15 protein-coding genes and 1 tRNA gene are annotated in these 14,663 nt (G+C 43.3%); 3 read left to right on the top strand and 13 right to left on the bottom strand.

Going from position 1 to position 14,663, the window contains the following annotated elements; genetic code table 11:
* The first annotated feature begins 3 nt into the window (after positions 1-3).
* Complete coding sequence (locus K1X66_01830) at positions 4-777, top strand: hypothetical protein (protein MBX7157115.1); 774 nt, start codon at positions 4-6, stop codon at positions 775-777.
* A gap of 202 nt (positions 778-979) precedes the next feature.
* Here K1X66_01830 and odhB read toward each other — a convergent pair whose 3' ends face one another.
* From odhB to K1X66_01850, 4 genes are all read right to left on the bottom strand, one after another.
* A complete protein-coding gene (gene odhB, locus K1X66_01835; GenBank protein MBX7157116.1) occupies positions 980-2,239 on the bottom strand; it encodes a 2-oxoglutarate dehydrogenase complex dihydrolipoyllysine-residue succinyltransferase in 1,260 nt (419 codons plus the stop codon).
* Positions 2,240-2,248: 9 nt separating this feature from the next.
* The gene (locus tag K1X66_01840; GenBank protein ID MBX7157117.1) at positions 2,249-5,071 is read right to left on the bottom strand and encodes a 2-oxoglutarate dehydrogenase E1 component; all 2,823 of its coding nucleotides are present in this window, start codon (positions 5,069-5,071) and stop codon (positions 2,249-2,251) included.
* A gap of 100 nt (positions 5,072-5,171) precedes the next feature.
* Complete coding sequence (locus K1X66_01845; protein MBX7157118.1) at positions 5,172-5,864, bottom strand: glycosyltransferase family 2 protein; 693 nt, start codon at positions 5,862-5,864, stop codon at positions 5,172-5,174.
* Between the two features lie 73 nt (positions 5,865-5,937).
* Entirely contained in the window at positions 5,938-6,279 is a 342-nt protein-coding gene (locus K1X66_01850) for a hypothetical protein (protein ID MBX7157119.1), read from the bottom strand.
* A 72-nt stretch (positions 6,280-6,351) separates the two neighbouring features.
* Here K1X66_01850 and K1X66_01855 point away from each other — a divergent pair, with 72 nt between their 5' ends.
* Both K1X66_01855 and erpA read left to right on the top strand, forming a co-directional pair.
* Complete coding sequence (locus K1X66_01855) at positions 6,352-6,693, top strand: dihydroneopterin aldolase (protein ID MBX7157120.1); 342 nt, start codon at positions 6,352-6,354, stop codon at positions 6,691-6,693.
* 61 nt (positions 6,694-6,754) lie between these two features.
* The gene (gene erpA / locus K1X66_01860) at positions 6,755-7,099 is read left to right on the top strand and encodes an iron-sulfur cluster insertion protein ErpA (GenBank protein ID MBX7157121.1); all 345 of its coding nucleotides are present in this window, start codon (positions 6,755-6,757) and stop codon (positions 7,097-7,099) included.
* On the opposite strand, the gene upp is transcribed toward erpA, so the two are convergent.
* From upp to K1X66_01905, 9 genes are all read right to left on the bottom strand, one after another.
* Positions 7,096-7,746 carry a uracil phosphoribosyltransferase gene (gene upp, locus K1X66_01865; protein MBX7157122.1) on the bottom strand — a complete coding sequence of 217 codons (651 nt, stop codon included), beginning with the start codon at positions 7,744-7,746 and terminating at the stop codon, positions 7,096-7,098. The genes erpA and upp overlap by 4 nt on opposite strands.
* A 69-nt stretch (positions 7,747-7,815) precedes the next feature.
* Positions 7,816-9,252, bottom strand: coding sequence for an NADH-quinone oxidoreductase subunit N (locus K1X66_01870; GenBank protein MBX7157123.1), 1,437 nt, complete (start codon positions 9,250-9,252; stop codon positions 7,816-7,818).
* Complete coding sequence (locus K1X66_01875; protein ID MBX7157124.1) at positions 9,252-10,781, bottom strand: NADH-quinone oxidoreductase subunit M; 1,530 nt, start codon at positions 10,779-10,781, stop codon at positions 9,252-9,254. The genes K1X66_01870 and K1X66_01875 overlap by 1 nt, the downstream gene beginning before the upstream one ends.
* Positions 10,782-10,785: 4 nt before the next feature.
* Complete coding sequence (nuoL, locus tag K1X66_01880; protein ID MBX7157125.1) at positions 10,786-12,594, bottom strand: NADH-quinone oxidoreductase subunit L; 1,809 nt, start codon at positions 12,592-12,594, stop codon at positions 10,786-10,788.
* Positions 12,595-12,625: 31 nt separating this feature from the next.
* Complete coding sequence (gene nuoK, locus K1X66_01885) at positions 12,626-12,928, bottom strand: NADH-quinone oxidoreductase subunit NuoK (GenBank protein MBX7157126.1); 303 nt, start codon at positions 12,926-12,928, stop codon at positions 12,626-12,628.
* Positions 12,925-13,470: an NADH-quinone oxidoreductase subunit J gene (locus K1X66_01890; GenBank protein ID MBX7157127.1), complete on the bottom strand. Its 546-nt coding sequence runs from the start codon at positions 13,468-13,470 to the stop codon at positions 12,925-12,927. The genes nuoK and K1X66_01890 overlap by 4 nt, the downstream gene beginning before the upstream one ends.
* A 47-nt stretch (positions 13,471-13,517) precedes the next feature.
* Positions 13,518-14,051, bottom strand: coding sequence for an NADH-quinone oxidoreductase subunit I (locus tag K1X66_01895; protein MBX7157128.1), 534 nt, complete (start codon positions 14,049-14,051; stop codon positions 13,518-13,520).
* 98 nt (positions 14,052-14,149) lie between these two features.
* Positions 14,150-14,221 (bottom strand) — tRNA-Lys (locus K1X66_01900).
* Positions 14,222-14,305: 84 nt separating this feature from the next.
* Entirely contained in the window at positions 14,306-14,662 is a 357-nt protein-coding gene (locus tag K1X66_01905) for a type II toxin-antitoxin system RelE/ParE family toxin (protein MBX7157129.1), read from the bottom strand.
* Position 14,663 lies beyond the last annotated feature (1 nt).

Here is a 14,663-nt window from a genome sequence, read left to right on the forward strand (position 1 = left end):
TTTATGAAAAAATTTTATATTTTTACATTATGCATGATGATAAATCATCTATGTCAAGCTCTTGTAGTTGATCCAATAGTAGATTATTTAAATCAAGCTGAAAATAATGTTTGGGGAAGAGCAGATCGACACTATTATTCCAGTGATGTGTTATATCGTTACGATGTGGATTTAAATAAAGATGGAAAAAAAGAAGTTCTTATTTCCTCAACACTAGACCGAGATGGTAAACAAGGAAATGTATTTTATCTTTATAAGACAATTAATAGAGGTTATGAATTTGTTCGTCCGCTCGAACGTAAAGAAGGAAGTTCGGTATTTACCACATTACTCACATTAAATCCCAATGGCTTTTATCTGGGAAAAATTGATGAAATTGGACAATATGGCATTGTTAAATTTGGTCCAGGTGGGGCTGGTGAAGGCACTTACCAAGCTTACGTTTTTAATGGAAAAGAATTGCATGAATTTTTGCTAGGAAGATTGGAGTACGATTATAAAGCAAAACAATGGGATGCAAAGGGATTAGAGCTTAGTGCTAAATATATGAAAACTTTATCTGACAGTGTTCGTGAATCTATTAATCGTTTTAGAAAAGAACGTAGAATTGAACCTTATCCTTCAGATTTTGTAGGAGCTGCAACAATTATAAGTGCCGAAGAATTAGCTAAAAGATACGGCATAAGAATTGACCCACGAACCTATCAGCAAGCATTTGAAGAAGAAATGGCGAAAGAGTCCAGAACAAATGCTGCGCCAATACCTAGCTCTAAATAACAATAAATTTTAGATGGCTAAAAAATATTTAATTATAGTTACGAGGTCGACTCTCAACATACAACGCATAGAATTACTAAGGCAACTGATTCTTGGTAGTTTCAGACAAGCTGGAAGTTCACGGATGGGTAAGTCTGAATGCTAAAATTAGCTAGTTGCTAAACGTTGACCTCTGATAATTGCTTGCTGAAACTTGAGCGGATTAAAGTTGCATGAGGGCAACAACAGGATTTTCTACGAACTCTTTTATTTTGACGAGGAATGTGACGGCTTCTTTGCCATCAACTAAGCGATGATCGTAAGAAAGCGCTAAATACATCATGGGCCGAATTTCCACATGGCCATTGACTGCGACGGGCCGCTCTTGAATGGTGTGCATGCCTAAGATGCCGCTTTGCGGAGGATTTAAAATTGGTGTGGAAAGTAGGGAACCAAACACGCCGCCATTAGTGATGGTAAAAACGCCTCCCTCCAAGTCGGGCAATGTTATTTTTCCTGATTTTGCTTTTTGGGAGTAGTCGATTATAGCTTGTTCAATTTGAGCAAATGATAATTGATCGGCGTCTCGAATGACTGGCACAAAGAGTCCGCGCTCGGTAGAAATCGCAACGCCAATATCGTAAAAATGGTTTTGCACAATTTCGTTGTCATCGATTTGTGCGTTGATTTGCGGAACTTCTTGTAAAGCGTGGACGACTGCTTTCACAAAAAATGACATGAATCCGAGTTTCACGCCATGTTTTGCCACGAACCGGTCTTGATAGCGCTGTCGCAAGTTCATGATGTTCGACATGTCGGCTTCATTAAAAGTCGTTAAAATGGCAGCTTCTTGTTGTGCGGAAACGAGTCGTTCGGCAATTTTTTGTCGCAAGGGACTCATTGGCTTGCGTGTGGTTCTAGAAGTTTTTATGGCGCCGTTGGCAGCCTGAGATGACCCAATGGGCGCAGCGACTTTTTTACCCGTTTTTTGCTCGTCGATTGCGCGCAAAACATCTTCTTTTAAAATGCGCCCACCTTTTCCTGTGCCCTGCAGTGTTTCCGGTTTCAAACCAACTTCCGCAGCCAAATAACGAGCGGATGGGGCTAAAATTTTGGTTTCTTCACGACCAAGTGTTGAAGGAGTGGACACCGGTTTTTCTTCTGTTTTTTTCTCTTTTTCTTCGAGTTTTCTTTCTTGCGCAACAGGTTTCTTTTCAGGCGAAGTTTTTTTCTCAACTTTTTCTTCCGCTTTTTCATCGATTGTGGCAATTACTTGCCCCACTTCCACGGTCGCACCGGTTTCTGCTAAAGGTTTTAAAACACCTGCAACATCGGCATTTAATTCAAAGGTAACTTTGTCGGTTTCGATTTCGACTAAAAGCTCGCCGCTTTTGACGTAGTCGCCAGCTTTTTTATGCCATTCCCCAAGCACACCTGTGGTAATGGATTCGCCAACCGAAGGAACTTTGACATCAATGGCCATAACCCCAAGTTAGCCATGAAATGCCCGATGAATCAAGGCTTCCTGTTCCAAATCATGAATCGCGTGGGATCCGGTTGAAGGGCTAGCCGCGGGAGCGCGACCTGCATAGTCAATTTCGCGTTTGAGAAGTTTTCTTAAGCGCGGTTCGATAAAACTCCATGCCCCCATATTTTCCGGCTCTTCCTGACACCATACGATTTTTTCGATATTTTGATAGGCTGATAGCGCATCGAGGAGTTTTTGTTCGTGCAGGGGATAAAGTTGCTCCAAACGGATGAGCGCGGTGTTTTGAATCTGATGTTTCTGTCGAAAATCGGCCAGGTCAAAATAAACTTTTCCAGTGCATAAAATCACTTTCTGAATGGTGTTGGTGGCAGGATGATCGGGATAGATTTCTTGAAATTGGCTGCTGGAAAGTTCTGCTAAAGGCGAAACGCAACGTTTATCGCGCAATAATCCTTTTGGCGTCATCAAAACGAGCGGTTTGCGAATTTTTCTTAAAGCTTGCCTGCGCAAAACATGATAGTAATTAGCCGGCGTGGAACAGTAAGCTACGATGATGTTATCTTCCGCGCAGGCTTGCAAGAAGCGTTCCAAACGCGCGCTAGAATGTTCGGGGCCCTGGCCATGATAACCGTGCGGCAGTAAAAGCACGATGTTGGAAGTCACCCCCCATTTGGTTTCGGAACTAACAATATATTGATCAATCACCGATTGTGCGCCATTGACAAAATCGCCAAATTGCGCCTCCCACAAAACTAAAAGGTTGGGATAATCCAATGAGTAGCCAAAGTCAAAACCCAAAACTGCCGCTTCGGAAAGTGGACTGTTATAGACGCACATGGTGGCTTGGTGAGAAGTAATATTTCTCAAAGGAATGTAGCGCTCGCGAGTTTCGATATCATACAAAACGCTATGGCGCTGGCTAAAGGTGCCGCGACGACTATCCTGACCGGAAAGTCGAATGGGAATTTGTTGATCGAGCAAAGTGCCAAACGCCAGCGCTTCCGCCATGCTCCAATCCAAAGGAATTTTTCCTTCGACCATCTCGCGTCGATGCCGAAGAAAATGTTGAATTTTTGTGTTAAGCTTTAAATTTGAGGGTCCTTGAGTGATGGCTTTTCCAACGCGCTGCACAATATCTGGCGCGACTTTCGTTTCGACTGGTTCTAAAATTTGAGGACAGCTCAATGGCGGACGAATCGCGGGCGTAAAGGTTTGTGCGGTTGCGCGAGATTGATTTAAAGAAAAGTCTAAATGCTCTTCAAATTTTTTCCTAAAATCTTCGATCTCCGATTCTGTAATGTCGCCTGATTCGATTAACTGTTTTTGAAACGTTTCTCCAATCAAAGGATGTTTACCCAAAGCGCGATATACGGTGGGTTGGGTAAAACTTGGTTCATCACCTTCATTATGCCCCAAGCGGCGATAGCAAAATAGGTCAATAACAACATCTCGCTGGAATTTTTGGCGAAATTCAAATGCCAACTCGGTCACAAAAACGGCAGCAAGCGGATCATCACCATTAACATGGAAAACCGGAATGCCTAATCCTTTCGCGTGCGAAGTGCAATAAGTGCTGGAGCGAGCATCTTGCGGTGTTGTGGTAAATCCGATTTGGTTATTCACAACAATATGAATCGTGCCCCCGGTTTTGTAACCAGGAAGTTGTGACATGTTCAACGTTTCTGAAACAATACCTTGCCCAATAAAAGCCGCATCACCATGAATTAAAATGGGCAACACTTTGCGACGTTCTTCGATATCGTTAAGCAAACGCTGCCAGGCGCGCGCTTTTCCTTCCACAATGGGATTCACCAGTTCCAAATGGCTAGGGTTGGGCGCAAGACTGATTCCGATGCGTTGTCCCGTCGTTGTAGTTTGACTGCCTTCGTAGCCCAAATGATATTTCACGTCGCCCGAACCGGCGATGCTTTGCGGAATATAATTTTCTGCAAATTCGTTAAAGAGAAATTGATAATCTTTACCCAAAACATTCGCTAAAACATTGAGACGCCCGCGATGCGCCATCCCCATTACAATTTGAGTCACGCCTCGTTCCGGACACGCTTCCACAATCGCGTCCAACATGGGGATCAAAGTCTCACCGCCCTCAAGAGAAAACCGTTTTTGCCCAACAAATTTCGTGTGCAAATATTTTTCAAATCGTTCCGCAGAAAGTAACAAACGCAACGTTCTTTTCTTTTTTTCCGAAGCATAGTGCGCATTGAGTTTTGTGGATTCAAAACGGTCTCGCAACCAGCGGCGAATTTCGAAATTTTGAATGTGCATGTATTCCACGCCAATATTGCCGCAATAAGTTTCCCGAAGAATGGTGATAATTTCTCGCAACGTTTTTCTGCCACCATCAGCCAAGGTTCCCACATCAAACTCTTCATCTAAATCGGCCTCGGTAAAATCGAACTCTTCCAAGGCCAATTCCGGCATGTCGGTTTTGTTAAATCCGAGTGGATCCAAATTCGCAATGTAATGGCCAAGTGTGCGATAAGCGAAAATTAAATAAAAAATGCGAATCTGCTTTTGCAACTGATCTCCCGTAGCCGAAGGAGTCGAGCGGCTTGTGCGGGAAACAGTTTGTCCCTTAGCAGGTTTGGTTTGCGTGCCTAATTCAAAACCTTCAAAAAAAGAGCGCCACGAATCGTCTAGCGAGTGGGGATCATATTTCCATCGCTCATAAAGTTCTTCTAACCAAGGTCCATGATCCCGACGCGCTACGGAACCGTGCAAAGAGGGAAGAGAATCAAGAGAAGCGGATTGCTTTCGCCCATTGGGCGATAGCGGCGGCTCATCCTTGGCCTTTAACTTTTGCATTGGCTTATTATTATAGATATCGCGTTTTTGGCTCTCCGTCAACGACTTGTCTGATTGAATAAGAAAAGTTTCTTTTGAGAACATCTAATGATTAGGAAATCTAATGGTTAATAAGCCGCATGGATAGCTGTCGAACCAGATAATTCGCAATCTCCCAACTATCACGCAAACTTTGAAAATGGCTGCTCCAATTTTCATGATAATGCGTCGTTATGGGAACCGAACGCACGCTAAAACCTTGCTTGATAGCTTTCCACAAAAATTCCGTTTCCATCACAAAACGGGGCGTCACCGTTTTTTCTACTTTCTCCAATATTTCCATAGGAATCAACCGCATGCCACACTGACTGTCTGGAACCCATTGGCCACAAAGAGCGCTAAGGGTTAAGCTGGATAAACGATTCGCTCCATAGCGCATCCAGGGCATGGAACCTTTGCGATTACCAATTAAAAGCGTTCCAGGCCATTTCAAGTGTTGTTCCCAAAAATTAGGAATCCAGCGCGGATCATGCTGTCCGTCGGCATCAAGGGTTATTACAGCATCGATATTTTTCCCATTCGTTTTCACCTCATCAAACAAAGCGCGCAACATCGCTCCTTTACCCCGATTTTTTTCAAATCGAATGACTCGAGCTCCTGCTTCTTTGGCACAAAAAAAAGTTTGATCGCTAGAACCATCATCACCCACCCACACTTCCGAAGTCCAAATAAGGCTTTGTTTCACGATTTCAGCAATGGAATTTTCCGCTAAATATGCCGGTATAAGAACGGCTATAGGCAAAGAGGTGTCCATTTAAAAAAAATAAATAAAAAAACCCTATCCGGTGGGTTTCCGGACAGGGTTAAAGGAGACTACCATGAAAAAATTAATAAAAATTATTTTTCAAATCTGCAGGTGGTATACCGTAGCGAGGATTAATCGGCCCGTAAGGTTTTTTATAAAAAGTCGCCATTTCTGCTAAGCCATAACCCGTAGAAAAAATCGTTTTGCTTACACCTTCAGCAACACCCACTGTGTGAGCCGAAGTCAGACTATCGTATTGAACGCGGTCATAAATGGAATCAATGATATAAACACTGCTAAAAGCCACTTTGGCAACACCTAATCCAAATTTATAAGTCGGCCCTGGACGAGGCGGTGCTTGAATGTCCGCATAACCGAGAGTTAAGGTTAAAAGAAAAAGAGTTGATGCGAGCCACTTAACCATATTAAAAAGATAAGAGAAACTTATTGATTTGACAAACATTTTTTTCATTTATCTTCATTTTTCTTAAAAAATATGGCTTCAACCCTCACTATCACCCTGGAAGACCTGGAAATTTGGACCCATATCGGAGTCCCAGAAGAAGAACGGGCAACACACCAAAAATTGCTTATCACCCTCAACTTTTCTATTCCCACTCCGCAAAACGATCAAATTGCCGAAACTGTGGACTATGCATTAGTCGCTCAGACCATTCAACAATTTGCCGATAAAAACACATTTCTACTTATCGAAACCTTTGCGAACCAATTAGCTAACGAGTTGCAAAAACGTTTTCCTATTCTATCGATAACCCTAACTTTAAAAAAATTTATCCTGCCCAACTGTCGCTGGGTCGCGGTGACTTTGACGCGATAATCGCCATTCTGATAAATATCCCTTCATTGACACCACCTCTATAGAAAGTTATCTTTATTCTATGACTGAAGCGCCTCTTCTTCTCACCACTGCTGCAGCGGATCAGATTCGTTCTTTAACCAGCGAACATCCCGGAAAAGGCCTTCGCATTTATGTAGAGGCGGGCGGCTGTTCCGGTTTACAATATGGTATGGCGCTCGATGAAAAAAAACCAGAAGATCAAGTCATTGAAAAAGAAGGAAGCCAGATTTATCTCGATCCTTTTAGTTTAAAATATCTGCGCGGCGCAACAGTAGATTATATTGATGGGCTGACTGGCGCAGGATTCAAAATTCAAAATCCCAATGCAAAACAAAGCTGCGGATGCGGCACTTCTTTTGAGGCCAATAAAGAGTCCACTCATTAAATCGTTCCAAAATAACGATCTCCGGCATCTCCTAGCCCAGGATAAATATAACCCTTATCATTCAATCCATCATCAATCGCGGTGGTATAAATCGGAATTTCAGGATGCGCCATTTGCAATCGATTAATGCCCGGCTTGCAACTCAACAAACAAACAAAAATAATCGCCTCCGCGCCATGTTGTTTCAACTCACTTACCGCAGCCACCGAACTACTGCCCGTCGCCAACATCGGATCCAACAACAAAACCGTTGCCCCTTTCAACTCCGGCAATTTTGCATAATAATGCTGTGGCTGAAGCGTCGCCTCATTGCGATACATGCCTATGTGACCTATTTTGGCCTCTGGCAACATCCACAACATCCCATCCACCAAACCCAAACCCGCTCGCAAAATAGGCACAATCACAATCGGCTTACCAATCGTATGCCCTTGCGCCTCCATCATCAACGGTGTTTCCACCATCACAGATTTTGTTTCCAAACTTCGCGTTACTTCAAACAACATTAACCCCGCCAATTGTTGCAAAATCGCGCGAAACTCCATGGGGGAAGTTTCCTTATCGCGCAACTGCGTCAGCTTCACGCGAATTAAAGGATGATCCACCAAAGTAACATTTTGTCGTTTTTGAACCAAATCTTCACTCATGAATTAGTGATCTAACTCATAACCAGCAATACCCTTCATAGCAAGTATTTTGCGGTTCTCGAAAAAAAATTAATGAGCCAAAGCTAACTGCACCGCATGCGAAAGCATGCCCGGAAAAATGCCCAACGCCAAACTCGCCAACATCAAAACATAAATCGCCACATGACTACAAAATCCCAAACGCACAATCGGCATATCTTGCGTCGCTTTTTCGAAAAACAAACTTTTTACCAAAGCCAAATAATAATAAATCGACACCACCGCTCCGAAAGCGCCCACGAAAACTAAAAAATGATAACCCGTTTGCCACGCCGACCAAAACACCATCCACTTCCCCCAGAAACCGGCCAAAGGCGGAATTCCTGCCAACGAAACCATTCCCACCACCAACGCCAAGGCAAACCCAAAATGGCGTTGCCCCAAACCATAAAAACAAGACAAATGCGTTCCTCCTAACGACTCGCTTAACAAACTGATCACCATAAAAATTCCCAAAGTTGCAACAGCATAAACTCCCAAATAAAATAAAACTGCCGCAGAAGGTTGAAACCCATAAGCGATAAAGCCCATCAACAAAAATCCCGCATGACTAATACTCGAATAACCCATCAACCGCTTCACATCGTGTTGAGCCAACGCTCCCAAAGCGCCAAACAAAATCGAAAGTGCCGCCACCCAAACCAAAACTGGCGTTAAAACAAAAACTAAACTTTCCAAAGGCCCTATTAAAAGTCGCCACAACACCACAATGCCCGCAGACTTGGAACCCACCGATAAAAAAGCCGTCACAGGCGTAGGAGCTCCTTGATAAACATCCGGAATCCACCAATGAAAAGGAACCAAGCCCACTTTAAACGCAACGCCCACCAATAACAACAACACACCCAAACCTAAACCCAAATTCAAAGGTTGTGTATTGATAACCGAAGCAATTTGAGAAAAGCGCAGCCCTCCCGTGTTCCCAAATAAATAAACAATGCCATAAACTAAACATCCACTAGCAAGCGCGCCTAAAACTAAATATTTTACACCGGCTTCAACAGAAAAACGATTCACGCGATAAAAACTGACTAAAATATAAAAAGTCACCGTCACCAATTCCAAGGCTACAAAAAGTGTCGCTAAATCCTGCACCGAAGCCAAAAAACCCATTCCTCCAATCGCAAACCAAGTCAAAATAAAAAATTCACTCCGCTGCGCAATCGACTTACTCTCACCCCTCCTTGCCATCAAGGCTACAAAAAAACCACAACCTAAAAATAAGCGCTTAAAGAAAATAGCCACTCCATCCCAAACATAACGGCCCTTCAAAGCCACTCCCAACCAACTCGCTGGCCAAAAAAAACTAACCGCTAAAAATAAAGCATAACCCAGGATCGTCAAAAGCCCGATTCTTTTAAAGGCAGTCGCTTCATGGGAAAAAACTTGTATTAACAACAAAAAACAGCCGAATGCCAACCAACTCACCTCTGGCACTTGCCACCACATCAGAGCGCTCGTTTCCATTAAAATTCCCTCTCCTTTTTCATAGCAACCTTAAGCGCATCGATTCCGAGCCAATGAGACAAGCTGGCATTCGCTTTTTGACTCGACAATCCCGGCAGTAATCCCCAACCCAAAACACTCACTAAAAGAATCAAAACTCCAACCTTTGTAGAAATAAAAACTTCCTTCCTGACTCCTTCATGCGCAGCCGATCCAAAGAAAACTTGTTTGACCGCTCGCAACAAATAAATGGAAGAAATGACCACTCCAAATAATGCCGCAATCGTCACTAAAGGATAACGCTTCCAACTCCCGAAAAAGATTAAAATTTCTCCAGGAAAATTGGCAAGACCTGGTAACCCAATCGACGCCAAAGCAAAAATCACAAAAGCAAAACTGAAAAAAGGGAAATACTTAGCCAAGCCGCCTAATCGATTCATATCACTTTCATTCACCTTTTCTCGCAACACACCATTAATAGCAAACAAACCACTCACACTTAACCCATGCCCTACCATCAACAAAACAACGCCTGATAAACTCAACTGACTCGCCGCAAAAAGTCCTAAAAATAAATAACCCATATGCATCACACTTGAAAAACCCAACATTTGATCCAAACGACGTTGCGCGATCGTCACCCAGCCGATTACCAATAAATTTCCGACAATCAAAAGAGAAACTAAATTTTCTCCAAAAACAAAATCGCGAGGCGCTAAAGGAAAAAGCGGCAAGACAATTCGTAATAAAGCATAAATTCCAAATTTTTTCAACACACCCGCATGCAACATCGCAAGCCCCGTCGGTGATGCAGCATAGGCCGGTGGCGCCCAACCATGAAAAGGAAACAGACCCACCAAAATACCAAAACCAATTAACAACCACGCATACAATTGAACCTGCGTGCTACGGCTCAAGGGTTGATTCAAAAACCACTCACGCAAAACCACTAAATCCGTAGTGCGATGTGCTGCCGGCATTGCATTTAACAAAATCAAAAAACCAATTAAAATCGCCAAACTACCCGCCAAAAGATAAATCGTGGTTTGATAACTCACAAACACTCGCCGCGGCCCATGTCCCCACATTCCAATCAGCAAAAAAGTTGGAATCAACGCCACTTCATGAAAAACATATAAAAAGAAAAGATCCAACGAAACAAAAGCGCCCAACGCACCCAAAATCACCAACAATAAATTACCATAAAACAAACGCTCCCGCTCCACTCGAGGCGGTGTTACCAACACCGCAGCCAGCGCCACCACCACAGTCAATATCACCAAAGGAAAACTAATGCCATCCACCCCGACTTTAAAACTGACTTCACCTAACCCCGGCAAATTTCCCCAGGGAATCGATTGTTCCCACAAAAAATGATTCGATAAACCTTCAAAAGAATGTGCTTTAAAAAATTCCTGCAATCCACTGACCGCCACCACTAAAACATTTGCCACACACACCAACAAAGTCGTCAAACGCGCTGGAGCACGAAAAATAATAGCAACCAAACCAAGAATCGGCAGCACTAACAAAAGAAACAAGGGAGAAATCATATTATCCTTTCCACAACCACCACAAAATAATAGCTAATCCCACACCAAATAAGAAAACATAACCCTGCAAACTTCCCGATTGCATCGCTCGACACACATGACCCATGCCCGCCACCGTCCACGCGCCACCGCGCACAACAATCCCTTGAATCAAAAAACGGTCAATCCCGCTCCAAACGCAAGACAAAACATCGTGACCTCTCACAAAAACTTTCTGATAAATCCCATCCACTCCAAACGCCTTTTCCACTAACGGCCAATGCCAAATTTCTTTCGAACGATTGCGATAACTCAACCCAGCCAACCCCAGCCCTAACACAAAAACCGTAATCGAAGCTCCCATCACAAAAGAACCACCCGTTCCTTCATGATTTTGTGGAAAACCGATGTGATCCGCCAACACATGGCCCCAACCCGCCACCACTGATAAAATGGCCAACAAAAATAAAGGCACCAACATAATCCACGACGATTCATGCGCTTCTTTTGCCGATCGCGATTTTTCCTCACCCCAAAAAGCCACCACCAATAATCGCATCATATAAAAAGCCGTCAAAAACGTCGTCAACAACCCTACCCAAAACCAAACAGGATTTTTTGCCCAAGCAGCAGCAAGAATTGTTTCTTTACTAAAAAATCCGCTCAACCCGGGGCATCCCACCAACGCCAACATACCAATCGTAAAACAAAGCGCTGTGAGTGGCATTCGCCGATTCAAGCCGCCCATTTGCCAAATGCTTTGTTCATGATGTAATGCATGAATCACGCTTCCAGCGCCCAAAAAAAGTAATGCCTTAAAAAACGCATGCGTCGTCAAATGAAACATCGCCGCACCTGGAGCCGCGACTCCCACTGCCATTACCATCAAACCCAATTGCGAAAGAGTCGAATAAGCGAGAATGCGTTTAATATCATTTTGTTGCGTCGCAATAATCGCCGCAAACAAAGAAGTTATACCGCCAATCGCAGCCACCACTTGCAAAGCAATCGGAGCAAGCTCCAATAGAAAGAAAATGCGACATAAAAAATAAACACCCGCCGCCACCATCGTCGCCGCATGAATCAAAGCCGAAACCGGTGTCGGACCCTCCATCGCATCCGGCAACCAAACGTGCAAAGGAATTTGAGCCGACTTTCCCATCACACCACAAAAAAGACCCAGAATCGACAAAGTAAACAGCGTTTGATTCACTCCATTAAGCTGACCAAGCGCCACCCCATTTTTTAACTCCCCAAAATTTAAAGACCCTAGCAAAGTCCACACACCCAAAATCCCCAAAAGAAAACCAAAATCGCCAATACGATTCACAATAAATGCCTTATTGGCCGCTGCCGCTGCGCTATCGCGCTCGAACCAAAAACCAATCAGCGCATAAGAAGAAACTCCCACCAACTCCCAAAAAATAAAAATCATCAACAAATTATTCGACACCACAATGCCCGTCATCGAAAACATAAAAAGCGACAAACACCCAAAATAGCGGCTCCACCCCTTTTCCCCACGCATGTAACTTAAAGAAAAAAGATGAATTAAAAATCCCACTCCCGTCACCACCAACAGCATCACTTGGGCTAATCCATCTAACGTAAAACCGAAAGAAATCGCAAAACTGCCCGCTTGCAGCCAACTGAAAGAAGAGGGAGCCATTGATTTCGACACAATACCCCACACACTTACTCCAAAACAGAGCAACGCAGAACCTAAAGATAATGCCGCACTCACTTTACGAAAAGGATAAACCACCGCGGCAACTAAAAGCGCAGCAAACAAAGGCACACCTAAAATCAACCACCAAAACTGTGACGGCATCACCATGTCATTTTTCCTTTTTCATGAATCGTTAAAATTTCAACTCCCTCAAATCCTCAACCCGCGCAGTTTGTTTCAAACGAAACATCGCCACAATAATCGCCAGCCCCACCGCCACTTCCGCAGCCGCCACAGTAATCACAAAAAAGACCAACAATTGCCCCTCAATCCCTCCACGAAATTGAGAAAAAGCCACCATCGCCAAATTTCCCGCCGTCAACATAAGTTCCAACCCCATATAGATAACAATAATATTCCTCCGCAAAATAACGCCGCCCAAACCAATTAGAAAAAGCAAACCACTCACCCACAAATAATGCGATAACGTAATCATGAAACTCCTTCATTTTTAGAAGTTTCAGAGGGTTGTTCTTTACCGCACAACAAAATAACGCCCACCATCGCAACCAACAACAAAACACCCGTTAACTGAAACGGAAGCAAATACTCGGAAAACAACAATTTCCCCAACACTTTCACATCACTTAATTTCGTTTCGGAAATAATCCGAGTTTGAGACACCAAAAAATTTTCCTGCTGAACCACTTTCCACACCACCATCCCAATCACCCCACAAACCGCTAACCCGCCCAACACAAAAAAAATAGACAAACGACGCGCCGCTTCTGCCTTTAAATTCAGCAACATAATAATAAACAAAAACAAAACCATCACCGCCCCGGCATAAACCAAAATCTGAATTGTGCCCAAAAAGAAAGCACCTAACAAAATCATCAAAGCCGCCACAAACACCATCGTTAACACCAAACAAAGCGCTGAAGCTACCGGATTGCGATTCATCATCACCATGAAAGCCGCAGCAACTGCCAAAGCACTAAAAACCCAAAATAAAATTTCCGAAAGGCCAAGTTCCATAATTGCTGAAAAACTAATACCTAAGTGAAAAAAGTGAAAACTTGCAACTATTTATTCTTCCACTTTTTAATCGGTCGCGGCATCACACTTCCCAATTCATAAAGTTTTTCCTTGCGATGCACCATCTCCTCACGAGACAACCCTGTGATCGCGTAATCCTTCCTCAAAAAGATCGCTTCCTCCGGGCAAACCTCTTCACACATCCCGCAATAAATGCAACGAATCATATCAATCTCAAACTCGCGCGGCGCTTTTTCAATTTTAGCATAAGGATTTTCTAAAGGAATTTCCTTAGGCGTAATACGAATCGCTCGAGGCGGACAAATAAACTCGCACAATTGACACGCCACACACTTTTCGCGTCCTTCTTCATCCTTGATCAAGGTCGGCGCCCCCCGATATCCCGGTGGAATCACCGGTTTTTCCTCCGGGTAAAACATCGTCACCCGTTTTTCCGGCTTATTCCTTATCAAACTCAAAAACGTTAAGAAAAAATAACGCGACGTAATCTTTAACCCTCCCAAAATCGAGGGCAAATACATTTTTTCCCACCATCGCAAACTCGGTCGTGCTACTACCATAAATTTACTTTAAAATAACAAAAAAAATGCATGAAGCAATGCGTTTTACGGAAACTTTATCATGTAAAAGTTTTTTACCTTTACCATTTTTGAAATCGTGGGTCGGGAGGGGATTGAACCCTCGACCAATAGATTAAAAGTCTACTGCTCTACCACTGAGCTACCGACCCCGGAATAAATTTATTACTAAAAGAGTTTTCCACTTGTGTCAAATGGCTTTCCATCTCAACTCCCAACAAATTCTGGAAAAAAAATTATTCCTTTTTATTCACCTCATCCAACAAGCGCCAAAAATTAGGATCTTGCTGCAACGTCTCATCTTCACCCACCGGCAACTTGGAACGAAACAAAAAATCCTTCAGCGTGTTACGATGCAACACGCGTTGAACAATAATTTGACTGCCTTCCTTTTGAAAATAAATTCGATATTCCTTAGCACGAAACCGGTAATAAATTTTTCCTTCTCTTTCCAAAACGCCAAATTTTTCTCCCTGCTGATTTTGAAAATCTTCCGGCAAAACATGAAATTCACTTAACACCTCCAACTGCAGCTCCTTCGGCAACTTCGCCATCTCGGCAGCGCTCATATCATTAAAAATAATTTGAAACATA

This window comes from Verrucomicrobiia bacterium (genome assembly GCA_019694135.1).
Lineage (GTDB): Bacteria > Verrucomicrobiota > Verrucomicrobiia > JADLBR01 > JAIBCM01 > JAIBCM01.

Coding starts and splice junctions, on each gene's coding strand:
- K1X66_01830 (MBX7157115.1), top strand. CDS start 4: ATGAAAAAATTTTATATTTTTACATTATGCATGATGATAAATCATCTA.
- odhB (MBX7157116.1), bottom strand. CDS start 2,239: ATGGCCATTGATGTCAAAGTTCCTTCGGTTGGCGAATCCATTACCACA.
- K1X66_01840 (MBX7157117.1), bottom strand. CDS start 5,071: ATGCAAAAGTTAAAGGCCAAGGATGAGCCGCCGCTATCGCCCAATGGG.
- K1X66_01845 (MBX7157118.1), bottom strand. CDS start 5,864: ATGGACACCTCTTTGCCTATAGCCGTTCTTATACCGGCATATTTAGCG.
- K1X66_01850 (MBX7157119.1), bottom strand. CDS start 6,279: ATGGTTAAGTGGCTCGCATCAACTCTTTTTCTTTTAACCTTAACTCTC.
- K1X66_01855 (MBX7157120.1), top strand. CDS start 6,352: ATGGCTTCAACCCTCACTATCACCCTGGAAGACCTGGAAATTTGGACC.
- erpA (MBX7157121.1), top strand. CDS start 6,755: ATGACTGAAGCGCCTCTTCTTCTCACCACTGCTGCAGCGGATCAGATT.
- upp (MBX7157122.1), bottom strand. CDS start 7,746: ATGAGTGAAGATTTGGTTCAAAAACGACAAAATGTTACTTTGGTGGAT.
- K1X66_01870 (MBX7157123.1), bottom strand. CDS start 9,252: ATGGAAACGAGCGCTCTGATGTGGTGGCAAGTGCCAGAGGTGAGTTGG.
- nuoL (MBX7157125.1), bottom strand. CDS start 12,594: ATGCCGTCACAGTTTTGGTGGTTGATTTTAGGTGTGCCTTTGTTTGCT.
- nuoK (MBX7157126.1), bottom strand. CDS start 12,928: ATGATTACGTTATCGCATTATTTGTGGGTGAGTGGTTTGCTTTTTCTA.
- K1X66_01890 (MBX7157127.1), bottom strand. CDS start 13,470: ATGGAACTTGGCCTTTCGGAAATTTTATTTTGGGTTTTTAGTGCTTTG.
- K1X66_01895 (MBX7157128.1), bottom strand. CDS start 14,051: ATGGTAGTAGCACGACCGAGTTTGCGATGGTGGGAAAAAATGTATTTG.
- K1X66_01905 (MBX7157129.1), bottom strand. CDS start 14,662: ATGTTTCAAATTATTTTTAATGATATGAGCGCTGCCGAGATGGCGAAG.